The sequence below is a fragment of the Pseudomonas sp. SJZ131 genome (assembly GCF_007828705.1).
GTDB lineage: Bacteria > Pseudomonadota > Gammaproteobacteria > Pseudomonadales > Pseudomonadaceae > Aquipseudomonas > Aquipseudomonas prosekii.
In genome coordinates this window covers 907,635-930,776 of record NZ_VIVC01000001.1, presented here as the reverse complement: position 1 = coordinate 930,776, position 23,142 = coordinate 907,635, and the positions used below count along the sequence as shown (strand labels likewise).

Genomic DNA, 23,142 nt, shown 5'->3' with positions numbered 1-23,142 from the left:
CGATCACCACGGGGCAGCACTGCGCCAGGGCAGGCCGACGAGAACTATTCGGGGGAAGTGCAGGACGATGTTGCCGTAGCGGCTACGACAGAAATTGAGCGGGTGTGCTGAGTCGGGTTTCAGCTCACGGGCTCAGCGCTACAACGCATGCCTCCCGCCCCAGGCTTCTGAAAAACCACCGCATCATCACTCTGCCAAAAGCTGTAACTCCCCAAAGCATCCTTGCCGGTGTAGCGAGTGCCGCTGTCACTCGCGACCTGGCTCAATGTCACCGCGCCGTTCGCCCATTTCAGGTACACCAATCCCGGTTGCATCATGAAAAAACTCGCCGCCACTACACCGCTTAGCCCAGCGCAACGAAAAACCACCGGGCCCTCCGTCAACCGGTAAGGATCCTTGGTCCGCGCAATCGTCGAGCCTTGGCGCAATTGGTGCGCGCGTTCGGCGTAACGGTGGATTGCGCACGCCTTGGGGTCGGGATCGGCGCCGCACTGGCTGCGCGCGTCGACCCAGAATTGCTGGTCTATGCTGATTTTTTTCGGCGGCGGGACCGAACGTTCGTCCGTCAGCGCCAAGCGATAGAGGCGAAACACTTCCATGTCCATCTGCTTGAGTTGCGGATCGCGGCAGATCAGTTTTTCGATGGCGACCTTGGCCAGCGCGCAGTCGAACGTGGTTCTGATCGGCGCGGCAGGCTCGTCGGAAATGCTCGGGCCGGAAGCGGCGCTCGCGTCGGCGGCAAGCAAGCAGGTCAGCAAGTAGCTGAGGGTCGCGGTGAGGGTTTTCATGGAGGGATCACCGGGTTGTTGGCTATGGCGGACTATAACGCTGTGGGGTTGAAGTTCCACCTCGGGGTTGTTCCGGGGTTGAAGGTGCCGAACAGATTGCCTTCGGGGGCAAGCCTCGCTCCTGCGGGAGCGGGATCAGCAATACGATGCAACGAATGGCGCCGCACGGCCTCATATAAGGACAAGCGGCGCCCGGGATGGAGCGGGGCGGTTGCGTCTTTTACATGACGACAGGTGATTGTTTTTATGACGATGGTCGATAAAAAGCACGTGGAATGGCTGGTCGAGCAATCGATGCTGAACGCCGCACGGCAGCGGGCCAAGCTCTATAGCGGGCAAGGTCGCTTGTGGCAGCAACCCTACGCTCATACCCGGCCCCGCGACGCTTCGGCCCTGTCTTCGGTGTGGTTCACGGCTTACCCGGCGTCGATTATCACCAGCGAAAACGGCACTGTGCTGGAAGCGCTGGGCGATGAAACGCTGTGGCACGCGCTGTCGAGAATCGGCATTCAGGGCATTCACAACGGCCCGCTGAAGCGCTCCGGCGGTTTGCAGGGCACCGAGCACACGCCGACGATTGACGGCAATTTCGACCGCATCAGCTTCGACATCGACCCGCAACTCGGCACCGAGGCGCAGTTGCAAGCGTTGACGCGCATGGCCGCCGCGCACAACTCGGTGATCATCGATGACGTGATCCCGTCGCACACCGGCAAAGGGGCGGACTTTCGTTTGGCCGAGATGGCCTACGAAGACTATCCGGGCCTGTACCACATGGTCGAAATCCGCGAGGAAGACTGGCCGCTGCTGCCCGACATCGAAGAGGGCCGCGACGCGCATAACCTCAGCCCGCTGCAGGTCGATGCGTTGCGCGACAAGCATTACATCGTCGGCCAGTTGCAACGGGTGATCTTCTTCGAGCCCGGCGTCAAGGAAACCGACTGGAGCGCCACGCCAGTGGTCATCGGCGTCGACGGCAAGCCACGGCGCTGGGTGTACCTGCATTACTTCAAGGAAGGCCAGCCGTCGCTGAATTGGCTCGATCCGACCTTCGCCGCGCAACAGATGATCATCGGCGATGCGCTGCATGCGATTGACGTGATGGGCGCGAAGATTCTGCGCCTCGACGCCAACGGCTTCCTCGGCGTCGAGCGCAAACTCGACGGCACCGCGTGGTCGGAAAGCCATCCGCTGTCGATCACCGGCAACCAACTGCTCGGCGGCGCGATCCGCAAGGCTGGCGGTTTCAGCTTCCAGGAGCTCAACCTCACCGTCGACGACATCGCCGCCATGTCCCACGGTGGCGCCGACCTGTCTTACGACTTCATCACTCGCCCGGCCTACCAGCACGCGCTGCTGATGGGCGATACCGAATTCCTGCGCCTGATGCTGCGCCAGATGCACACCTTGGGCATCGATCCCGGTTCGCTGATCCACGCGCTGCAGAACCACGACGAACTGACTCTGGAATTGGTGCATTTCTGGACCCTGCACGCGCATGACACCTATCTGTATCAGGGCCAGACCTTCCCCGGCAGCATCCTGCGCGAGCATATCCGCGAGCAGATGTACGAACGCCTCGCCGGCGAGCACGCGCCGTACAACCTGAAATTCGTCACCAACGGCGTGTCTTGCACCACCGCGAGCATCATCACGGCGGCGCTGGGCATTCGTGATCTCGACGCCATCACCGCCGCCGATATCGTGCAAATCCGCCAGATCCACTTGTTGCTGGTGATGTACAACGCCATGCAGCCCGGCGTGTTTGCGCTGTCGGGTTGGGATCTGGTCGGCGCATTGCCGTTGCCGGCGGATCAGGTCGCGCATTTGATGGAGGATGGCGATACGCGCTGGATCCATCGCGGCGCTTACGATCTGGTGGATATGAACCCCGACGCCGAGTTCTCCGCCGGCCAGATGCCACGCCCGAAAACCTTGTACGGCAGCCTGCCGAGCCAACTCAAGGATCCGGATTCGTTCGCCTCGCAACTGAAGAAAATCCTCGCCGCCCGCCGTTCTTACGACATCGCCGCGAGCCGGCAGATTCTGGTGCCGGACGTCGAGCATCCGGGGCTGCTGATCATGGTTCACGAACTGCCAGCAGGCAAAGGCACACAAATCACCGCGCTGAACTTCGGCTCGACGCCGATCACCGAAACCCTGCACTTGCCTAACATCGCGCAGGGGCCGGTGGTCGACATCATCAACGAACGGGTTGAAGGTGATTTGACCGATGAGGGTGAATTCACCATTACGCTGGATGCGTATGAGGGGTTGGCGCTGCGAGTGGTGAGCAGTACGCCGATGTTGTAACCAGGATAAAGGAGCGTTTGAGGATCTCGAACGCTTCTGATCGGGGCGAGCAGATGTTCACGATTTGGTGCAGCCCATCCTATTAAGTATTGATCTCCGACTGCCGCTGGAACTCAACGTATGTTCAGTGCCATCATTGCGCCACATAACGTGCCGCCAATGGATGGATTTCAATTGTCAGATTTAAAGGATGATGTCGGGCTCAAGTACGCTTGCAACACGCTGCTGGAACAGGTCGTTTCATTGCCGGGTAACCAGCGTTGGATTGACGAGTTTCATGGTTGGCTGGAGCGGGTTCGCGATGTTTCTCATGACGAATTCCTGAGCGAAAAATTTCAACTGTCCCTTTGGAATGCAGAGGCCGTATCGGCCACTGGCATGGGCCATATCGATATCTCCGCGGTCGCTAAAGATGCACAGGTTGCCGAGATGTTGTGGCAGCTCAAGCAAAAGTACTCGACAACCTTAGACGCTGGCGAGCGAGAGCTACTTATTTCAGAGGCATGGCGGCTGATTGCGGCTGATGTTGCGTTACTCACCAGGCGCAACCCGAGGTTGAAGATGTATCGGGTTTTTGCGTTGCTCTGCCCCGGTGCCTTCACCACGATCACGCACTTTCGCAAACTTCGAGAATTGGCGTTTGCAATGGGCCTGCCATTACGTGGTCAGCGCCGGCACCTTCATCAAATGGTTCTGAATCGCCTCGACAAAGTACTCGGCGTTTCGCCCGATTTCTATTCGCGTGAAGGTACATCACGACTTACCTTGCCGTGGCTGCTTTATTCGACCTACGTCCAAAATCCAGAACCTGAAGCAACCGAAAAATCTGATCCGGTGACTGGCGAGGAGCGGCTGAATCCACTTGCGCCAGAGCGCCGAAGAAGGGGAATGGTAGCAATCGGCGGGGGGACTGCGACGATACAGACCATGATTGAGTTCGCTGCTGAAGGCTGTACACGCGAAGACTTCATGCAGCATCTGCAATCGATCAGCCCACGATCGAAGAAGGCTACCTTCAACATTCAATTGAACGCATTGATCGCTGAATGGGGAGTGCTCCGTGCCTCCGGCGGTGATCTGCACCTGACATTGCGCGGTGAAGCATTTTTAGAATCTGGCGAACCCGACGAAGTGATCGATTGGATGATTACGCGCATTCTGGGGTTTGATTATTTACTGTATGCGCTGAACCAAAATTCACTGTCCAGCCGCGATGCAATCCTCGTGTTGCGCAAAGCCAATCCTGGATGGACGTCCGATTTCGCACCATCGAGTCTGATCGGTTGGCTGCGCAACCTGGACCTTGTCAGCCTGCAGAACAAGCTTTTGCAGCTTACTGAAAGCGGCAAGCAGTGGGTTCAACGGATCCACTGGGTTCCACGCGAGTTGGCCACTGACACAAATGCGGAGCCGGTGGTCGTGCAGCTCGGCTCGGTAGTGCTGGATCTTGGCGAGATGCAAAGACCCTCGCTCAAACACATCATTGCTGGATTCAGCTCAGAGTTCCCATTCCCTGAATCAGTCATCGGCCAATTGGACGCGGGTCTGTGGTGTCATTCTCGACGACACTTTGCAGTACTGACCGGGTTAAGTGGCGCGGGTAAAACCCAACTTGCGCTGCGGTATGCACTTAGCCTCTGGCAAGGCGATCCCCAGCCATCGGAAGGTGTGCTGGTTGTTCCGGTCCAGCCTGGATGGCATGACTATTCAAGTCTGCTGGGTTACGTCAACCCGATTGAACCTGATACTTACATGCGCACCGCTGTGCTGGATTTTTTGCTGCAGGCCAGCTCCAATCCTTTAAAACCGTACACGCTGATACTTGATGAGATGAATTTGTCTCATCCCGAACAATATCTGGCGCCATTGCTTTCGGCGATGGAGACGGGGGAGGCCATCGTGTTTCATGGCCAGGCTGAAGCCATTGATGATGTGCCGCCAAGCATCCCTTACCCAAGTAACCTGGTGATTATCGGCACAGTCAACATGGATGAGACGACCCATGGCTTGAGCGATAAAGTGCTGGATCGCGCATCGGTGATCGAGTTCTGGGATATCGATGTTGCTGCCTTCCCCGGATGGACTAACAGTTCACTTACATCAGACCAGACCGCAATAGTTCGCGACCTGATGGTGGCGATGATGAGTATTCTTCGGCCGGCTCGTTTGCATTTTGGCTGGAGAACACTGCATGACATCCTCGGTTACCTCCAGCAAACCCAGCAAGGACAGGTCATTGAGTTTTCAAGCGCGTTGGACCAAGCGGTTTATTCTAAAATCCTGCCGAAACTGAGAGGCGAAGACAGCCCGAGACTGCAACGGGTTTTCGCATCGCTCAAATCAACTTTGGCTGGGGCGAAGATGCATTCGTCACTGGGCAAAGCTACAGAGATGGGTGAAGAATTGAATCACTCCGGCTCCACCAGATTTTGGCGCTGACGATGACCTTTATCTTGCGGGCAGAGTGCGATGGGATATTTTTGGACGTAAATCCCGGTGTTTTAAATCCGGGTTTTATGGAAAAAAGTGCTTACCGATTCGCGGTAGTCGAGGGACATTCATTCTATGTCGACGACATACGTCTAGATGATTCGAACTTAAACGGTGAGCGAGCGTGGTGCTGGTCACCTGGCTACTTCGCAGGTGAGGTTGTGGCTGAGCTTCTGAATGAGCTGGACCAGACCGTTGCGACCTACCGCTTGGATGTATCCGCAGACGGCCGTAAGTTAGGCAGTGAGTCGTATGCCGAAATGATTGATACGATTCTGAAGTTCGATCCGTCACTGCTCATGGGCACCGAGGCTGCTCAAATGGCCATTGGCAACAATGGCGCGTTGTCTAACGCTCATCTGCAGTACGCTCGGCTTCGACGTTACGGCGACCGAATGCTCGAAGCCCTTCGGCAAGTCAGTCATAAACCACTGACGTCACTGCGCCAGGAGCGCACGTCGGTCAGCGCCCATCAGGTCAAGCGTCTGGACGTTGCCGGCGTTCGAAAGGCACTGATGAGTCCGACTGGATTAGGACTTCTGCATAAAGCGAATCCGCATAAACCGCCTTTAAACATCGTTCGCTTCGACGTATCCAGCGTTTATGAAGAGCAGGACAACCCTGCGAACCAAGCACTCGGGCTAGTCCTTTCTGAGGTCATTCGGCGGTGCAAACAAGTCTGCACTTCGTTGAAAGATATTGCAGTCAGAGAAAGGCTCAGTGAGACGCGGTCTGCTCTCGGCCCAAGATTGATTCGACGCATCGCTTTCGTTGAAAAGTTACTGCTTCAGTTGCACCGAGTTCAACGGATGCAGCCATTTTGCAATCTCGCTCATCGACGATTGACTGCCGCTGGCCTGAACGCCATTTCGGCGCAACCTGTTTATGCTCGTGCTTACCGATTTGGTTGGTATTGCTTGCGCTCGGGCGTCTTGGGCAAGGAAAAAAACGAGACACTTTGGCTGAGCCCCACTTGGGAAATTTACGAGCGATGGTGTTTTGTCACAGTGTTGGAACAACTGCGAAAACAATATCCCGATCTGGACTGGAAATGCCGATCTTCGCGCATGAATGCGGGGCGAATTCTTTGGCGCGGCACAGGTGAGGGGACCACGCTGGACGTGTGGTTTCAGATAAGGTGCCCCGCGATTGATCGCAAGCCCTATCACGGCTTCTCCAGCCTATCCAGGCTCAGATTTCCAGACATTGTCATAACCATGAAAGCCCCCGACTTTCAACGTTTCATCGTTCTCGATGCCAAGTACCGCAGCAGCCGATTTGGCGTATTGGACGGCATGGCATCAGCCCATCTCTATCACGACAGTTTGCGTTGGCATGGCAGAAAACCCGATGCCTCTGCGTTATTGATCCCGCGCGGTGGTGCAGTTCCGATTCTGGAAAAATCGGATTATCAATCCAAGCATGGCGTAGGTGTCTGGGTAGTTGGAGGGCGGGAAGGAAGCGAGGCTGTGGGCCAGCAACTGAAGAAAGTCCTCAACGTCGATGGCCAGGTCTGAGTACGTCGAGACGGCCACGCAAAAAAGCAGCGAGGTGCGTTTGAAAAAAATGCGCGAGCGAATCACTTCGCGCGCGCATTTTCTCTGTCACTGCCAAATCACTGCCAAATCACTTCAATACCAACATCCGATAAACCCCGCCCTCGCTCTCAATCCCGTGCGTGTCATGCGTGAACCCCGGGAATGACTTGTCAAACGCCTCCAGCGCTTTCAAATACGCCAACAGCGGTCCATCCGCAGGACCGGCGTTTTCGCCCGGCATCAGCAATGGAATGCCCGGCGGATACGGGACGATGCCGGTTGCTGCGACGCGGCCGGCCGCTTCGTCGAGGGTTACCAGTTCAATGTTGTTGCGCACCAGATTTTCGTAAGCCTCGACCGGGCTGAATTCGGCGGTCGGCAAGGTGCCAAAGGCCTGGGACATGTTGGCCGTGGTTTTGTGTTGTTTCATCGCGGCGAAGATTTCGTCGGCGAGGTCCTTCAGGCCCATGCCGGCGTAGCGTTCCTGATTGGCCGCGAGCAGGTCGGGCAGGGCCAGTTCGAGGTCGAGGTTTTCGTCGTAGTCGCGTTTGAAGTCGAGGAGGGCGTTGACCAGCGTGCCCCATTTGCCTTTGGTGATGCCGATGGAGAACAGGAAGAGGATGGTGAAGTCGGTGGTTTTCTCGACGACGATGCCTTGGCGGCCGAGGTACGCGGTGAGCACGCAGGCCGGAATGCCGGTGTCGAGCAAATTGCCGTCGTCGCCCATGCCGGGGCTGAGCACCGAGACTTTGATCGGGTCGAGCATGCAGTAGCCGTCTTCGATATCACCAAAACCGTGCCACACCTCGTTCGGATGCAGCACCCAGCAATTCGGCTCGGTTTTCAGCAACTGCGGATCGACTTCATGGAACGGCACGCTCGCGCCGCCGACGTGCACGGTTGGCGGCTGCCAGCAGGTGAAGAACCAGTCGTTGTTGCTGAGCATTTCGTGGTGCATGTGCGAGATAACCTGGCGGAACGCCACGGCTTCCTCGATGGATTCGGTGGTGAGAATCTGCCCGCTCGGCGCTTCCATCATGGCTGAGCTGACATCGCAGGACGCCATGATCGCGTAGTTGGGCGAGGTCGAGGCGTGCATCATGAACGACTCATTGAAGCGCCCGTGCTCAATCGGATTACGCCCGTTGCGCACATGAATCATCGAGGCCTGGGACAGCGCCGCGAGCAGTTTGTGGGTGGATTGGGTGGCGAACACCGTGGGTTTCGACGCGTCGTGATCGTCCGGGCTGCCGTGCATCGCGTGGCGCTCGCGGTACAGCGGATTGAACCGCGCGTAACCGTACCAGGCCTCATCGAAATGCAAACGATCAACGCTCTGCCCGAGCAATTCCTCGACGCGGGTGACGTTGTAGGTCAGGCCGTCGTAAGTCGAGTTGGTGACAATCGCGTGGACCGGCGTCGGGTCGATGCCGTCGCGCACCAGCGGGTTGTTGGCGATAGCCGCTTTCACAGCTTCGGCGCTCAAGGTCTGCGGCAGGATCGGGCCGATGATGCCGTAGCGGTTGCGGGTCGGCACCAGGTAGGTTGGGATCGCCCCGGACAAGGTCATCGCGTGTTCGGCGGACTTGTGGCAATTGCGGTCGCACAGGGCAATTTGATTGCGCGTGACGCTGGCCATCAGGATCACGCGGTTGGAGGTCGACGATCCGTTGGTCACGTAATACGTGCGATGCGCGCCAAACACCTTGGCCGCGTAACGTTCACCCTGGCCAATCGGGCCGCTGTGATCGAGCAGTGAGCCGAGTTCGCCAACGGAAATCGACAAGTCCGAACGCAGCAGGTTCTCGCCGAAAAACTCATAAAACGCCCGGCCTGCAGTGCTTTTGAGGAACGCGGTGCCGCCGGCATGCCCCGGCGTGTGCCAGGAATATTCGTAGGTGCGGGCAAACTTCACCAGCGCGCCGAACATCGGTGGCAGCGCGGCTTGGCGGTAACGTTCGATGGCCGCGAGAATGCGACCGCTGAGGAAGCGGCTGGTATCTTCGGGCAGCCAGATAAAGTCGTCGGCGTGTTGCATCACCACCAGCGGAATGCTCGACGCGGTGCTGCGGTCGCTGATCAGGAACACCGGCACGCGGGTATTGCGCTGGCGCAGGCTGGTCAGCAGTTCGATGCAGGCCTTGTGGTCGTCGCTGTCGTCCATTTCCCAACTGAGCAGCACGCATTGGATTGCCGAGTCGGTGCGCAGGATCGACGCAGCATCGCTCAAGCTCTCTGACGCCAACACGCGAATGGCGCGTTCTTCGACATCGTGGACCAACTGATCGAGGGCCCGGCCGAACACGGTGCGTTTATCCGGCGGATTGCTCACCAGCAGCGTGAGCATCCCCAGCGTGTGTCGATATTCCGTCATGGCCTGACCTCCAGAGTTGCCGATTGCAAGTGGTTCACCGGCACCGGTTCGCCGGTTAGGTGCTGCGCGCTGACGGTCTGCGTCGGCACGCTGTTGTTGATTGCTTCGAGGCGGATCAGGCGGTTATTGACGAAGCCGAACAGCGTGTAGCCGAAGATCGTCGCGACGCCGCCGAGCATCAGCGCCTGCTCGCCAGAACTGTAGAGCGCCAGATAACTGTAAGCCGCCGCGACCCACGCGATGATGTTGGTGGCCAAGGCTTTGCCGGTCGGCACGTTGGAGACTTTTTGCATGGTCATCAGCGCCGCCATCGACAGGATGTACGGCACCAGATTGGTCACCACCGCCAGATTGACCAGCGTGTCGAACTGCTTGCTCAAGTCCGGGCTGATCGTCAGAAAGCCCAGCGCGGTCTGCCCGGCGAGCAGAATCAGCATGCCGACAATCGGCGTGCCGGCCTTGTTGGCTTTGGCGAAAATCGGCAGGAAGTAACCGGTATCCGCCGAGCTTTTGAACACCTGAGCGATGGTGAACTGCCAACCGAGCAGCGAGCCGATGCACGCCAGCACCATCGCGGCCATGACGATGTCGCCGATCAGCGGCGTAAACATTTTCGCGAACACCAGCCCGAACGGCGCGGTGGACGAGGCCAGTTCCGGGTTATCGACGATGCCGGCGATCACGTTGGTCGAGACGATGTAAATCACCGCCGCGCCGAGGGTGCCGCCGAGCACGGCAATCGGCACGTTTTTCTCGGGGTTTTCCACCGCATCGGTGTTGGCGCAGGCCGATTCAAGTCCAAGGAACGCCCACAGCGTGATCGCCACCGAAGCGCCGGCCGCGTCCATCCAGCCCATGTTGTGCGGGTTCCAACCGGCGGCGTAGACGCTGCTGTCGAACCAGAACCAGCCGATGGTCGACACCAGCACAACCGGCGCGATGACACCCCACACGGTGAACGCGCCGATCTGCCCGGTGATCCGCGCCCCGCCGAAGTTGGCGAACGTGGTGATCCACAGCAAGGCAATTGTCGCCAGGCCGACTTGCAGCGAGTCGAGTTTGACGTCGAACAACACCTGGATATAGCCGACCGCCGTGATGCTGATCGCCACGTTGGCAATCAACAGCGAGACCCCGTAGGTGTAGTTGGTAAGGTAGTTGCCGGCCTTGCCGAAGGTGTATTCGGCATAACCGCCCATGCCGCCAGTCTTGCGACTGAGCATGCCGCAGCGCGCGAAGGCGTAGGCGAGGGCGAGCGAGCCGGTGGCTGTGATTAGCCAGGAAAGTATCGAAATCCCGCCGACTTCGGCGAGTTTGGTCGGGAGCAGGACGATGCCGGAGCCGAGCATATTCACGGCGGTCAACATCGTCAGTTGCCCCACACTCATTTTCTCCGCGACTGACATTCCGTTGCCTCGTTAATTGCATTTCGGAACAGTAGCTATAGCAAAGGATGACGAGGCTGCAAGAAATGAAAGTGTTCGCGGGTGATGGCTGATTGCCCGTTGCAACTAATGCGCTGGCTGCAACGGGACTGTTTACTTGAAGGGTTTAGCGAAGGGTGTAACCGCCGTCCACCACCCAGTCCTGGCCGTAAACACTTCTGGCGCCATTACTTAGTTGAAACAGAACAACATCCGCAACCGCGCCGGCGTTGAGGAATTGGCCGTCCAGAAGTCGCTGATTGACCTGAGTGGCGACGCCGGCCAGCGCGTCATTGCTCAGGCCCAACGTGGACCAGATCGGTGTCGCGGTGGGGCCCGGCGAAACCATGTTGATGCGAATACCCTGCGGCGCAAGTTCCACCGCCAGCGTGCGCGCCTGTGCTTTCAGCGCGGCTTTGGAGGCGATGTAAGCGGCAAGTCCGGGGAATGTAACGTCCGCCAGGAAAGTCCCGATGAACACCACTGACGCCGGTTGCGCCAAGTGTGGGCGCAAGCAGGCCAATGTGTTTAGTGCGCCAGCGCCATTGACGGCCCACTGCCGATCAAACGCTTGCAGGTCCATTCCGTCGGCAAGTTCGGCAATCCCCGCGTTCGGCACGAGGTAATCTACCGGTCCGAGACGGGAAGCGTGTTCGCCCAGTTGCTGAAGATCCGGTTTATTGCTGACGTCGCCAGCGACCCAAGTCAGTTGCTGCGGATAGCGGACCTTCAACTCTTGCAATCCGCCTATTTGGCGAGACATGGCAAGTAGTCGAGCACCTTGTGCCAGCAGCCGCTCAGCGACTGCCAGACCAATACCGGAACTTGCGCCGGTTATTACCGCCAATCGACCTTCAAAATCATTACTCATCGTGTGCTTCCTGAGTGGGTGGAATGTTGGAAGCACACTATTCAAAAGATGGGCCAAGTTCAGGGCCCTTGTATGACAAGGCTTTGGCCAGAGGTGCAGTCTTTATGACCGCGCGGGTTTGAAGTCATAAAGACTACGCGCGGTCTTTTTGACACGAGGTATTCGCTGTAGGGAGTAGCGCTTAGTTGGACGCCAACGTCAGCGCATGCACCCGCGAACTCAGCTCATTCAAACTGAACGGTTTGGTCAGCACTCTAGTGGTTGCATCGACCGACACCAGATTGGTCCCGCCGGCGAAACCGGTCACGAACAACACTTTCAACTGCGGATACTTCAACCGAAGTTGGGCGGCCAGACTGATGCCGTTCATCATTCCGGGCAGGCCGATGTCGGACACCAGCAAGTCCAGGTGATCGAGTTTTTCTGCCTGTTTGATCGCAGAAACACTGTCCACCGCTTCAACTACCCGGTAGCCACTTTCAGATAGCAACTCGGCGGCCATTTCACGAACAGCCGCTTCATCGTCAACCAGCAGAATGGTTTCGTTGTGCGCAGTGAGTTCATGTTCTTCAGGCGTGTCGGCAGAAGTTTTAAGTTCACCGGGCTGCGAATGGTCAACGGGGAAATACATGGTCACAGTGGTGCCGATGCCGAGCGTGCTGTGAACTCGAACTTGCCCGCCGGATTGCTGGGTAAAACCATAAATCATCGACAGGCCGAGCCCGGTGCCTTCGCCGATCTTCTTGGTGGTGAAAAACGGATCGAAAATGCGCGACAGAATGTCGGGGCTGATGCCGGTGCCCGAGTCGGTGACGGAAATGCTCACGTAGGTGCCGGACGGCAGCAGTTTTTCCGAGGATGCCGCTTGGTCGATGACGCAGCGGTCGACCCGCAGATCGAGCGTGCCGCCATTGGGCATGGCGTCGCGGGCGTTGATCGCCAGGTTGAGGAGGGCGTTTTCCAGCTGATTGAGATCACACTTGATCCGGTCATTGACCTGGAATGAACACTGCACTGCGATACTCGGCCCGACCGAGCGACGAATAATCTCTTCAAGGTCTGCTACCACTTTGCGCGGTTCCAGCAGTTCGGGTTCGAGTGACTGTTGACGGGAAAAGGTCAGCAGTCGTTGAGTTAACGCCGCCGCCCGCGAGGCCGAGGTCATGGCTATGGAGTTGTAGCGCGACAGTTCGCCAAAACGACCGGCATCGATGCGCCGTTGCATCAGTTCCAGGCTGCCGATAATGCCGGCCAGCAAGTTATTGAAGTCGTGCGCGATGCCGCCGGTAAGTTGCCCGACCGCTTCCATTTTCTGACTTTGGCGCAACTTGGATTCAGTCATCGCCCGTTCGTGCTGCTCAGCCTCCAGTTGCTGGGTGCGTTGGCCGATGCGCACTTCGAGCAGGTCATTCCAGTCGCGAAGTGCACTTTCCAACTGCACGCGGTCGTCGATGTCTTCAATCGTGCCGTACCACTGTTCACATTGGCCATTGCTGTCGAGACTGCACAAGGCGCGAACCCGGAACCAACGGTAATCGGCAGTGTTTTTGCGGATGCGGATCTGTGAATCGAACGGTTTTAAGGTGACCAGCGATTGGTCCCAAAGCGTAATCAATGAAACACGATCATCAGGATGAACAGCATTGGCCCATTGCCGATTTAGCGTCTGCTCGGCGGTCAGGCCGGTGTATTCGTACCAGCGCTGATCAATCGAACTAAGGTCGCCAGCAACGTCGGCGGTCCATGGCCACAATGGATTCAACTCGGCGGCGATGCGGTAGTGCCTTTCGCTTTCGCGCAGTTTGTTTTCCGTAGAACGCATGACGCCCAAGGTTTTCGAACGCTTTAACACCCCGCCCAGCAAGTTGCTGTAGCCGCGCAAGAAGTCGATATCGCTCTCGGTGAATTCGCGAGGCGTGTGGCTATCCACTTCAAAAATACCAAAAGGCCGCTCACCCTCAGCGTCCAGCACCAGCACGTTCACGAAGGCCTTGACGCCATTTTCGGTTTGGAAGTGGTGATAACGAAAGCGTGTCTCGGTAGCGATGTCGGTGGAAATTACCGGGCTGTTGGTTTCCAGCGAATACCACTCCGGGCTGCCCACCGTGGCCTGGACTCGCACTTGGCCGACCACATCAGGCGTCCAGCCAACACCATTGCGGACCAGGAAAGTAATGCCGTCATCAAGTAACAACATGAACTTGGCCATGTTGGTTTCCAGCGCATCGCCGACTAAGCGACACGCCTCATCCAGAATATTCTCAAGGTCATCCGACGCCACGGCCAACTCGCCAAACCTGGCGAGGACCTTGCGCTGACGCAGTAGTGTTTCCTCGGTAGCCATGTCATCACCCATCTCATTTGTATATCCGAGGGTGCTGTTGCGGGCGGGTTCAATCGATATGATCGAAGGCTGATCGCCGGTGAGCTTAGTGCCGTTCCGCGACGCCGGGCACGTCCATGTTGATCTTGCGCCACGCCGCTTCGGACAAGCTGTAGACCGAAAACGCAATCAGCCCCAAGGCCATCACCATCAGAATCACACCGCCGGCCGGCAAGTTCTGCAACGCATTCAGCGCATCTTTCATGCCCGGCGGATTGATCGCCTTATAGCTTGAGCCGCTGATCATCAACAGCAGGGCGATCTCGATGAATACGACGCCACGGGCGATAAGACCAAATCGCGAGACCGGCCTTACATAACGCATGACCTCTTCGTCGGCTTCAAAGTATTTCTCGAACGAAGCTTTCCAGCCCTTGATGATGTGCGCGATACCCACGCCCAGTGGCACTAGTGCGACGAGGTAGACCAGCAAGTTCGAGTGTTCCCACGACAACATATGCGCGAGCAAGTCCTTGGTTTGCCCACCTTCGGAACCGCCTGAACTCTTGATCCCGCTGACCAGCAACCCCAGGGCAAAGAACGCCAGTGCGCCGTTTACCACGCCGCCGGCCAATAAACCCGCACGGATCACCAATCCCTTGAACTCTTTTCCGTGATGATCAACATCGCGGGTTGCCTGCAATACTCGCCAAGCGGCGAACGCCAGCAGACCTGCAACCACAATGCCAATCAGCACGTAGCCGAATGGCTGGCTCAACAATGCTTCCAGGCTCTTGTGACTGTCTTTGGGTTTGCTCGAATCCTGGGCCGCGAGTAACGCGAAGATGCCGATGATCAAGTAAAGAATGCCCCGAGCGGCATAACCGCCCCGAGCTAAAACGATAAGGCTGTGTTGCGTGGACATTGCTGTTAATTCCCGAAAAGTTATACACCAGAGACCTGTAACGTCCGACGGGGTTCGATCTGGCTTCGACTTGCAGTGAAGTCGGCAAAATGTACTCAGGTGTACATTTATAGGTCGTCCGAGTACATTCGGGTCACGCATTTTTCAGCAAGGCAGGACCCGATGTCTCAGTTAGGCAAGGCACGCGGCAAGGCGCAGGACAGCGGATGGAGGGGCTCGCCGGAGGGTTGGCTGACTGCCGCTTACGATGTCTTGAAGGAGTCGGGCATCGATGCCGTTCGGGTGATGCCGCTGGCGAAACGCCTGGGATTATCGCGAACCAGCTTTTATTGGTTCTTCGAGGATCGCGAGCAATTGCTCGGCGCTTTGCTCACACGCTGGCGCGACACCAATACCGGCGGGCTGATCCGCCAAAGCGAGAGTTACGCGGAAAGCATCTCCGAAGCGATCCTCAATGTTTTCGAATGCTGGCTCAACCCGCAGACGTTCGATTCGCAATTCGAGTTCGCCGTGCGCAGCTGGGCGTTGCAGTCTGCCGAGGTTGCGGCCGAAGTCGCCACTGCCGATGAGCAACGCATCAGCGCGCTGGCGAGCATGTTCAAGCGTTTTGGTTACGACTTCAACGCCGCCGACACCCGCGCGCGCACGATCTACCTGACGCAGATCGGTTACATCACGATGAACACCAGCGAGGAAATCACCGTGCGTTTCCAGCGCATCCCGCATTACGTGAGCATCTTCACCGGCAAAGTGCCAAAGCAACGCGAACTGGACCGTTTCTACGGAAAGTTCGGTTACGCCGAAAGCGAGCCGGGGCACTTTGTGCCGTTGACCGACACGTTCGAGGAGGCGGCGAAATGAGCACAAAGACGCCGGGAATCCAGACGCTGGGAATCATCGGCGGAACTGGCTGGCTGGGTGGCTCGATTGCAAAAGCGCTGCTGGCGAAAGGCGTGTTTGCACAAGGCCATCTGGTTATTTCCAATCGATCCGGCAGTCATCCGCTTGCGCGAGAAGGCGCGCAACTGGTCACCGATAATCAGGCACTGGTGGACCGCAGCGGGCTGATTATCCTTGCTGTGCGCCCCGAACACTTCGCCAATCTCAACATTAATGCCTCGGGCAAAACCGTGATCTCGCTGATGGCCGGGATTACCGCGCAGGCGATTTCAAAGCAGACTTCGGCAGCGGCGGTCATTCGGGCGATGCCCAACGCAGCGGTGGAAATCGAGCAATCGTTCACACCGTGGTTTTGTTTTGGCGAGGTGGATGCGGCGACAAAAAACCTGGTGCAGCGCTTGTTCGAAAGCGTCGGCACAGCGGCTGAAGTGACGCACGAGGATCACATCGAGGTGCTCTCAGCGCTGTCCGGCACCGGTCCGGCGTTTCCTGCGTTATTACTGACCGCGTTGGCCAGGCAGGCGACGCTAGCCGGAATACCTGCCGATATCGCCCAACTCGCGGCGAAGAATGTGGTGGTGCATAGCAGCCAGTTACTCGCCAGCCGCGATGCGCAGGAAACCCTCGATAGTTTGATTGCGTATCGGGGCGTGACCGCCGCCGCGTTGCAGTCGCTGACGGATGGCCAGTTCGAGCAACAGATCGGCAAGGCTTTGGAGGAGGGCGCTGCGCTCGCGCGTAAAGGTCTTTGATGCAAATAACCGCAGCGTCCTCTAAATGAGGACGCTGCGGCGTCGGCTCAGAGGTCTTTCACCAGCCGCAGCGCGTCGTAGATGGCGGCGTGGGTGTTGCGCGCCGACACTGCATCGCCAATCCGGAACAATTGGAAACGACCTTCGGGGTGCGTGACGATGTTCTGGGTCTTGCCGGCGATCAAATTGTGCTGTTCGACCGCGCCGCCATTGCTTGAATGTCCGCGCAGCTCGAAGTACAGGTCGTCCAGCGGCAGGGTGCCGTGATTGATCACCACCTGATCGACCAACCGCTGTTTATTCACTCGGCCATAATCGCTGCCGAAGCTGACCAGCAACTTGCCATCGCGTTTTTCCACGGCTTCGACCCGGTAGGTCACGGTAAACGTGACGTCGAGGTCTTGCAGGCTGCGCATGTACGGCACCAGATTCATCGCCATGACTTCCGGCGCAAACGACCGGTCGGGCGTGACGATTTCCAGCGTGGCACCGCTGTTGGCGATGACTTCAGCGGCCTGCAACGCCGCATGGTCGCCGGCGTCATCGAAGATCAGCACGTTGCGGCCGGGTTTGACGTCGCCGGAAATGATGTCCCACGCAGATACCACCCATTCATTGCCATGTTTCAGCACTTCGGTGTGCGGCAAACCGCCGGTGGCGACGATCACTACGTCCGGTTCTTGCGCCAGCACCGTGTCGGCCTCGGCCCAGGTGTTGAAATGGAAATTGACCCCGAGCCGTTCGCATTGGGCCATGCGCCAGTCGATGATGCTGATCATCTCGCGGCGACGCTCGCTTAACGCGGTCAAGCGGATCTGCCCGCCGGGCTGGTCGGCGACTTCAAAAACGCTGACGTCATGCCCGCGCTCACCGGCAACCCGCGCCGCTTCCAGACCCGCCGGGCCAGTGCCGATAATCACTACTTTGCGTTTGACCGGCGCCTGCACAATCTCGTGCGGCATCGTGGTTTCGCGGCCGGTCGCGGCGTTGTGGATGCAATACGCCGCGCCGCCCTGATAGATGCGGTCCAGGCAATAGTTGGCGCCGACGCACGGGCGGATGTCTTCTTCACGTTTTTCGATGATTTTGCGCACGATGTGCGGGTCGGTCATGTGCGCGCGGGTCATGCCGACCATGTCGACTTTGCCGGAAGCGATGGCATGCCGGGCGGTGGCGACGTCGGGAATCTTCGCCGCGTGGAACGTCGGGAAACCGGTCGCCGCGCGGATTTCACCGGCGAAATCCAGGTGCGGCGAGTTGCGCATGCCCTGGATCGGAATCACGTCGGTGAGGCCGGCATCGGTGTCGATATGCCCGCGCACCACGTTAAGGAAATCCACCAGGCCGCTGTCCTTGAGCAGGTGCGAAATCGCCATGCCTTCCTGCGCGCCGAAGCCGCCGGGCAGGTCTTCGTCGCCGGTATAGCGCACGCCGAGAATGAAATCCTCGCCGCATTGCTTGCGGATACCGCGCAGCACATCGAAGGTGAAACGCAGGCGATTCTCCAGCGAGCCGCCGTAAGGTCCGTCGAGATCATTGGTCAGCGGCGACCAGAATTGATCCATCAAATGCCCGTAGGCTTGCAGCTCCAGGCCGTCGAGGCCAGCGGCTTTCATGCGTTCGGCGGCGTCCACGTAATCCTTGATGATGCGTTGGATGTCCCACTCTTCCATTTTTTTCGGGAACGAGCGGTGCGACGCCTCGCGCCGGTGCGAGGGCGAGACCACCGGCAGCCAGTCGGCTTTATCCCAGCGCGTGCGACGGCCCAGATGAGTCAGTTGAATCATCACCGCCGCGCCGTGTTCGTGGCACTCATCGGTGAGGTCTTTGAGCCAGCCGACCACTTCGTCCTTGTACGCCAGGATGTTGTTGAAAACCGGCGGGCTGTCGCGTGATACCGCCGCAGAACCGGCGGTCATGGTCAACGCAACGCCAGCCTTGGCACGCTCGACGTGATAGGCGCGATAAAGATCCTTGGGCATGCCGTCGACCGGATACGCCGGTTCGTGCGAGGTGGTCATGATGCGGTTACGCAAGGTCAGGTTTTTGATTGTGTAGGGCTGCAACAAGGGATCGCTGGACATGTGGTGCGCTCCTCGAACAAACATCAGGCGTTGGTTTTGACATAACGGTATGTCCAATGTTCATAGGCGTCAACCATTCATGACACCTGTGTACATTTTGCTTGTGCGCCTGCAAACCCGCGATTAAGATCCGCTAAAACAAGAACCGCCGATGACGGTTTGATGCTTTGTGACTGCGATCTTGTTTGCTCTCCTGCGGGAGAGGTTTGTTGCTTCTGCTGTTCTGCCAATAACTATTCGAATAGATAAAGCGGAGATGCACGATGACTCACCAAACGTTATCCAGTAAAAGCCTGATCGGCTGGCTCGCAGCGACAGCGCTGGGCACTTGCAGCCTGATCGCCAATGCCGCAGACCCGGAGCCGATCCGTATCGGTTGGGTCAATTGGTCGGACACCGAGATCACGGTGAAACTGGCCAGCGCGGCGTTACAGGACAACCTCAAACAACCCGTAAAACTGGTGCTGGCGGATATAGGTATTCAGTTCCAGGCGCTGGCCAACGGCAACATCGACTTGATCCCGATGGTCTGGTTGCCCAGCACGCACAAAGCTTTCCACGACAAGTACCGCGACAAGATTGAAGACCTTGGCGTGCTCTATGAAGGGCGGATCGGCATGGCGGTGCCGACGACAATTCCTGAAAGTGAGATCGCCAGTGTCGAAGACCTGAACAAGCCTGACGTGAAAGCCAAACTGGGCGGCAAGATCCTTACGTCTGAAGTCGGCAACGGCCAATACAAACTCACGGAACTGGCACTCAAGGAATACAAACTTGATGGCTACAAGATGGTCGCGTCTTCAGAGTCGGGCATGTTGAGTGAACTGGATCGCAACCTGAAACGCGATAAGTGGTCGTTGGTCAACGCCTGGAGCCCGCACTGGATGTTCTCCAAGTGGTCGCTGCGTTATCTGGATGATCCGAAGAAGATCTTCGGCGGCGCTGAACAAATCCACGCGTTTGCTCGCCAGGGTTTCAGCGCGGAACATCCGGAAGTGGCGCGTTTCTTCGCCAACTTCAAAATCCCTCAGGCAGACCTTGAAAAGTTGATGTTCGCGGCGCGGGAAAGTACTGCAGACAAGGTGGTGGCGGACTATTACGCGGCGAACAAACCGCGTTTTGCTGCGATGTTTGACACGGCAACGGCTGCGCGTGGCGTCACTCAATAACTAACAAGGGCGACGCTGTTGGCAGCGTCGCCCTTGGTTTTGCCGTAGTGCGTGAACGTTATGGAACGGCCTGGCTATGTGAGTGCGGCGTGCCGGTCGGGTCTTCGATTTGAATGACATCGCCCTTGCGCCAGGCATCGGCGCCCGAATCAATGGCCGGCGCGGGGATGTCGGCGCGCGACTTTCTCTTCTCGGCACTGTTGATGCCGAATCGCTGGTCGCGCTCTGAGACTAACTTCTGATCAACCTGACCATCTGCGGTGAATCCCATCATCAGTTGCGGAACGCCCAGCGGCAGGTCTTTGTTGAGGTCGGTGTGCCACGTGTGCCAGGTCTTGCCGTAGGTGTGAACGAGCTTTTCCATCAGCGCATGTTCGGCAACTTCCGGGATCCCCGGCGCAACTAACTGGCCTGATTTCACTTCGTGGACATGGCTGTGCCACAAGGCTTTCTCAGCTTTCGGCAACTTCGCGAACAGTTGCTCGCTGATGATGTATTCCACGCCCATGAGCTTCGCGTCTTTGCGATTGCCGTCGTAAATCACGCACTGGATCACCTCTTCATTGAGGATCGAACAGTAGTGATGCGCCTCCATCTGTACATCGGGATGACCATTGTAAAAATGGAAGCCATCGAGGTAAGCATTCAGCGCTTCAATCGGCGGGCGCGACTGCATCAGCGCTGCGCCGGCCTCCAGGGTCTTGGTCGAGGGCGTTTTCTCCGCGCCCGGCGCAACGACATTAGAGTCCGTGTTGTTTGCGGCGCAGGCCGTCAGCAGTCCACCGACTGTCAGCAACAGCAGTGGTCGGGACAGGGCAAAAGTGGCGCGTTTGCTTTTCATTGCAGATCCTTCTTACAAAGACTTGGAACGTCGCTTAATCGATTCGCGGATGTTGCTGCACCAGGTTTTTACGCTTGGCTTCCAGTTCGGCAATTTCCGCATCGATGTCTTCGATCTTCTGCTCGATGTTGTCGTGATGTTCCTGCAGCAGTTCCTGTGCTTCTTCAATATCGGAAGCCGCCGGTGCTGCACCGCGTAATGGCTTGTTCGCGGTTTCTTTCATGGTGATACCTGTCGCCAACCCGATGACCGCAACGACCATCAAGTAATAGGCGGGCATGTACAGGTTCTGCGTGCTTTCCACCAACCAGGCCACCAGGGTCGGCGTCAGACCGGCAATCAATACCGAAATATTGAAAGCACTGGCCAGCGCGCTGTAACGAATGTGCGTTGGAAACATCGCCGGAAGTGTCGACGCCATGACCCCGATGAAGAAGTTAAGCAACACCGCCAGCATCAGCAGCCCAGAGAAGATCAAACCGAGCTTGCCGCTGTTGATCAGCATGAAGGCCGGGATCGCCAGAAAGAACAAACCGATGCTGCCGCAAATAATGAAAGGGCGGCGGCCGATCTTGTCGCTGACAAAACCGATCATTGGCTGCACGAACAACATGCCGACCATGATCGCGATGATGATCAGCACGCCGTGGTTTTCGCTGTAGTGCAAGTTGTGCGTCAGGTAGCTCGGCATGTACGTGAGCAGCATGTAGTAAGTCACGTTAGTCGCTGCGACCACACCAACGCAGGTCATCAGGCTGCGCCAATGTTTGGTGGCAACTTCCTTGAACGATACTTTTGGACCGCTGGCCAGACCTTCGCGGTCGCCTTGTTCGAGTTTCTCGACGTGTTGCTGGAAGGCCGGGGTTTCTTCGAGTGCGTTACGCAAGTAGAGGCCGATCATGCCCAGGGGGAGGGCGAGGAAGAACGGCAGACGCCAGCCCCAGGATTCAAACTGCTCTTCGCCCAAAATCGTCGAAATCAGCACCACGACGCCGGCGCCGAAGACAAACCCGGCGATCGAGCCGAAGTCCAGCCAACTGCCGAGGAAACCGCGCTTGCGATCCGGCGCGTATTCGGCGACGAAGATCGAAGCGCCGGTGTATTCGCCGCCCACCGAGAAACCTTGGGCCATTTTCGCCAGCAACAGCAGGATCGGCGCCCAGATACCAATCGAGGCGTAGGAGGGGATCAGGCCGATGGCGAACGTGCTGAGCGACATGATCACGATCGTCGCGGCGAGGACTTTCTGTCGGCCGTATTTATCGCCCAACGTGCCGAAAAACAGACCGCCCAACGGCCGGATCAGGAACGGCACCGAGAACGTCGCCAACGCGGCAATCATCTGCACGCTTGGGTCGGCGCCAGGGAAAAATACCTTGCCGAGCACGTAGGCGACAAAACCGTAGACGCCGAAGTCGAACCATTCCATGGCATTGCCAAGCGCGGCGGCGGTGATCGCTTTGCGCATCTTGACGTCGTCGACGATGGTGATGTCTTTCAAACCAATCGGTTTGACTTTTTTCTCACGAGATTTCATGCGGACCACTCTGTACCTGATCAGTCTTGATGCAAACCGCCGAGCCCGCTGTGGCGTGGGCTAGACGCGTTTGCCGTTGCCGGTGCTATCTTTTTGATGTCACGGCTTGTTCCTGATCAGATACAAGAGGAAACGAAATAATTCACCGCTGGCTGAGTTTTTTTGCTGGTGGTGGGAGGTGGGACGGGCGTCTCAGAGATCATTTAACGCCGGCGCTTGGAGTTTCCCAATGTTCCGATCACACGCCATAACGCTTGTTGCCGCCCGAAGTGATGCAATAGCGGCCGCCTCTTGGGCCAATGCAGACACTGCCCGAAGAACACGCACAAGAAGATCCGTAATCAGGCGATGGCCTGCGGGTGGTTGGCTGCGCTGCGGGTTGCAGTGGGGGTTTTCGCTCTGACACTACGAAACAGTTCATTCCATTACAGAGGCTTTTCGAGGACAGCCATCTACTAGGCTGTCCGTCGAGACTGATGCGAACCCAATCACTCTTCCGCTCGAAAACTTGAACCTTATCGCCGCGCTTCAGTTTGGCAACGACTTTGCCGTTTGGCTGATCCCTGAGATTGAGTTTGTCGGCGCTGACATACATTTCTTCGTTGGCTTGTACGGCTGCCGGCATTTCAGTCGCGGGAATGGAAACCAATGCGTCGGGCGGGGACTGAGCGCCTGATTGTATTTGGGCCGGGGGCGTGTCTTTGTTGCCCATGAACCAAAAAACTGCAACGAGTATCAGAAGAGGCACAAGCCATGATCGTGGTTTTTGGCGCATTTCCGTTGCTCAGGTTCAGCACGCACAATACGAGCTGT

Annotated in this window: 16 protein-coding genes; 6 read left to right on the top strand and 10 right to left on the bottom strand. The window is 57.7% G+C overall.

Annotation, left to right across the window (positions count from 1 at the left end):
- Positions 1–119: 119 nt before the first annotated feature.
- Complete coding sequence (locus FBY12_RS03975) at positions 120–788, bottom strand: MliC family protein (protein ID WP_145251371.1); 669 nt, start codon at positions 786–788, stop codon at positions 120–122.
- Between the two features lie 246 nt (positions 789–1,034).
- Here FBY12_RS03975 and treS point away from each other — a divergent pair, with 246 nt between their 5' ends.
- The 3 genes from treS to FBY12_RS03960 all read left to right on the top strand — a co-directional run bounded on the left by treS (position 1,035) and on the right by FBY12_RS03960 (position 7,108).
- Positions 1,035–3,101: a maltose alpha-D-glucosyltransferase gene (gene treS / locus FBY12_RS03970; protein ID WP_145251368.1), complete on the top strand. Its 2,067-nt coding sequence runs from the start codon at positions 1,035–1,037 to the stop codon at positions 3,099–3,101.
- Between the two features lie 120 nt (positions 3,102–3,221).
- A complete protein-coding gene (locus FBY12_RS03965) occupies positions 3,222–5,540 on the top strand; it encodes an McrB family protein (RefSeq protein ID WP_178111713.1) in 2,319 nt (772 codons plus the stop codon).
- A gap of 2 nt (positions 5,541–5,542) precedes the next feature.
- Positions 5,543–7,108: a nuclease domain-containing protein gene (locus FBY12_RS03960; RefSeq protein WP_145251366.1), complete on the top strand. Its 1,566-nt coding sequence runs from the start codon at positions 5,543–5,545 to the stop codon at positions 7,106–7,108.
- A 109-nt stretch (positions 7,109–7,217) separates the two neighbouring features.
- Here the strand turns inward: FBY12_RS03960 and FBY12_RS03955 are convergent, their stop codons facing one another.
- The 5 genes from FBY12_RS03955 to FBY12_RS03935 form a co-directional block, all read right to left on the bottom strand.
- The gene (locus FBY12_RS03955; RefSeq protein WP_145251364.1) at positions 7,218–9,503 is read right to left on the bottom strand and encodes an Orn/Lys/Arg decarboxylase N-terminal domain-containing protein; all 2,286 of its coding nucleotides are present in this window, start codon (positions 9,501–9,503) and stop codon (positions 7,218–7,220) included.
- Positions 9,500–10,909, bottom strand: coding sequence for a putrescine-ornithine antiporter (gene potE, locus FBY12_RS03950; protein ID WP_145251362.1), 1,410 nt, complete (start codon positions 10,907–10,909; stop codon positions 9,500–9,502). Before potE ends, FBY12_RS03955 begins: the two co-directional genes overlap by 4 nt.
- 145 nt (positions 10,910–11,054) lie before the next feature.
- Positions 11,055–11,798, bottom strand: coding sequence for an SDR family NAD(P)-dependent oxidoreductase (locus FBY12_RS03945; RefSeq protein WP_145251360.1), 744 nt, complete (start codon positions 11,796–11,798; stop codon positions 11,055–11,057).
- Positions 11,799–11,979: 181 nt separating this feature from the next.
- A complete protein-coding gene (locus FBY12_RS03940) occupies positions 11,980–14,142 on the bottom strand; it encodes an ATP-binding protein (RefSeq protein WP_121730918.1) in 2,163 nt (720 codons plus the stop codon).
- Positions 14,143–14,227: 85 nt separating this feature from the next.
- Positions 14,228–15,046 (bottom strand): DUF1206 domain-containing protein, encoded by an 819-nt coding sequence (locus tag FBY12_RS03935; protein ID WP_145251358.1) that lies wholly within the window; start codon positions 15,044–15,046, stop codon positions 14,228–14,230.
- A gap of 162 nt (positions 15,047–15,208) precedes the next feature.
- Between FBY12_RS03935 and FBY12_RS03930 the strand changes: the two genes are divergently transcribed.
- Together FBY12_RS03930 and FBY12_RS03925 are read left to right on the top strand one after the other, a co-directional pair.
- On the top strand, positions 15,209–15,907 hold the full coding sequence (locus FBY12_RS03930) for a TetR/AcrR family transcriptional regulator (RefSeq protein ID WP_145251356.1): 699 nt from the start codon (positions 15,209–15,211) through the stop codon (positions 15,905–15,907).
- A complete protein-coding gene (locus tag FBY12_RS03925) occupies positions 15,904–16,698 on the top strand; it encodes a pyrroline-5-carboxylate reductase (RefSeq protein ID WP_145251354.1) in 795 nt (264 codons plus the stop codon). Before FBY12_RS03930 ends, FBY12_RS03925 begins: the two co-directional genes overlap by 4 nt.
- 47 nt (positions 16,699–16,745) lie before the next feature.
- On the opposite strand, the gene FBY12_RS03920 is transcribed toward FBY12_RS03925, so the two are convergent.
- Positions 16,746–18,782 (bottom strand): NADH:flavin oxidoreductase, encoded by a 2,037-nt coding sequence (locus tag FBY12_RS03920; protein ID WP_145251352.1) that lies wholly within the window; start codon positions 18,780–18,782, stop codon positions 16,746–16,748.
- Positions 18,783–19,045: 263 nt separating this feature from the next.
- On the opposite strand from FBY12_RS03920, the gene FBY12_RS03915 reads away from it, so the two are divergent.
- Positions 19,046–19,951, top strand: coding sequence for a glycine betaine ABC transporter substrate-binding protein (locus FBY12_RS03915; RefSeq protein ID WP_145251350.1), 906 nt, complete (start codon positions 19,046–19,048; stop codon positions 19,949–19,951).
- A gap of 58 nt (positions 19,952–20,009) precedes the next feature.
- On the opposite strand, the gene FBY12_RS03910 is transcribed toward FBY12_RS03915, so the two are convergent.
- The 3 genes from FBY12_RS03910 to FBY12_RS03900 form a co-directional block, all read right to left on the bottom strand.
- Positions 20,010–20,792: an OBAP family protein gene (locus FBY12_RS03910; protein WP_145251348.1), complete on the bottom strand. Its 783-nt coding sequence runs from the start codon at positions 20,790–20,792 to the stop codon at positions 20,010–20,012.
- Between the two features lie 34 nt (positions 20,793–20,826).
- A complete protein-coding gene (gene proP, locus FBY12_RS03905) occupies positions 20,827–22,329 on the bottom strand; it encodes a glycine betaine/L-proline transporter ProP (protein ID WP_092281136.1) in 1,503 nt (500 codons plus the stop codon).
- A 238-nt stretch (positions 22,330–22,567) separates the two neighbouring features.
- Positions 22,568–22,924 carry an SH3 domain-containing protein gene (locus FBY12_RS03900; RefSeq protein WP_256663280.1) on the bottom strand — a complete coding sequence of 119 codons (357 nt, stop codon included), beginning with the start codon at positions 22,922–22,924 and terminating at the stop codon, positions 22,568–22,570.
- Positions 22,925–23,142: the final 218 nt, after the last annotated feature.

Excerpts from the sequence above, each read along its gene's own strand:
- FBY12_RS03975 (WP_145251371.1), bottom strand. The coding sequence starts at position 788 with ATGAAAACCCTCACCGCGACCCTCAGCTACTTGCTGACCTGCTTGCTT.
- FBY12_RS03935 (WP_145251358.1), bottom strand. The coding sequence starts at position 15,046 with ATGTCCACGCAACACAGCCTTATCGTTTTAGCTCGGGGCGGTTATGCC.
- FBY12_RS03920 (WP_145251352.1), bottom strand. The coding sequence starts at position 18,782 with ATGTCCAGCGATCCCTTGTTGCAGCCCTACACAATCAAAAACCTGACC.
- potE (WP_145251362.1), bottom strand. The coding sequence starts at position 10,909 with ATGTCAGTCGCGGAGAAAATGAGTGTGGGGCAACTGACGATGTTGACC.
- FBY12_RS03900 (WP_256663280.1), bottom strand. The coding sequence starts at position 22,924 with ATGTATGTCAGCGCCGACAAACTCAATCTCAGGGATCAGCCAAACGGC.
- FBY12_RS03945 (WP_145251360.1), bottom strand. The coding sequence starts at position 11,798 with ATGAGTAATGATTTTGAAGGTCGATTGGCGGTAATAACCGGCGCAAGT.
- FBY12_RS03940 (WP_121730918.1), bottom strand. The coding sequence starts at position 14,142 with ATGGCTACCGAGGAAACACTACTGCGTCAGCGCAAGGTCCTCGCCAGG.
- FBY12_RS03910 (WP_145251348.1), bottom strand. The coding sequence starts at position 20,792 with ATGAAAAGCAAACGCGCCACTTTTGCCCTGTCCCGACCACTGCTGTTG.
- proP (WP_092281136.1), bottom strand. The coding sequence starts at position 22,329 with ATGAAATCTCGTGAGAAAAAAGTCAAACCGATTGGTTTGAAAGACATC.
- FBY12_RS03955 (WP_145251364.1), bottom strand. The coding sequence starts at position 9,503 with ATGACGGAATATCGACACACGCTGGGGATGCTCACGCTGCTGGTGAGC.
- FBY12_RS03925 (WP_145251354.1), top strand. The coding sequence starts at position 15,904 with ATGAGCACAAAGACGCCGGGAATCCAGACGCTGGGAATCATCGGCGGA.
- FBY12_RS03960 (WP_145251366.1), top strand. The coding sequence starts at position 5,543 with ATGACCTTTATCTTGCGGGCAGAGTGCGATGGGATATTTTTGGACGTA.
- treS (WP_145251368.1), top strand. The coding sequence starts at position 1,035 with ATGACGATGGTCGATAAAAAGCACGTGGAATGGCTGGTCGAGCAATCG.
- FBY12_RS03930 (WP_145251356.1), top strand. The coding sequence starts at position 15,209 with ATGTCTCAGTTAGGCAAGGCACGCGGCAAGGCGCAGGACAGCGGATGG.
- FBY12_RS03965 (WP_178111713.1), top strand. The coding sequence starts at position 3,222 with ATGTTCAGTGCCATCATTGCGCCACATAACGTGCCGCCAATGGATGGA.
- FBY12_RS03915 (WP_145251350.1), top strand. The coding sequence starts at position 19,046 with ATGACTCACCAAACGTTATCCAGTAAAAGCCTGATCGGCTGGCTCGCA.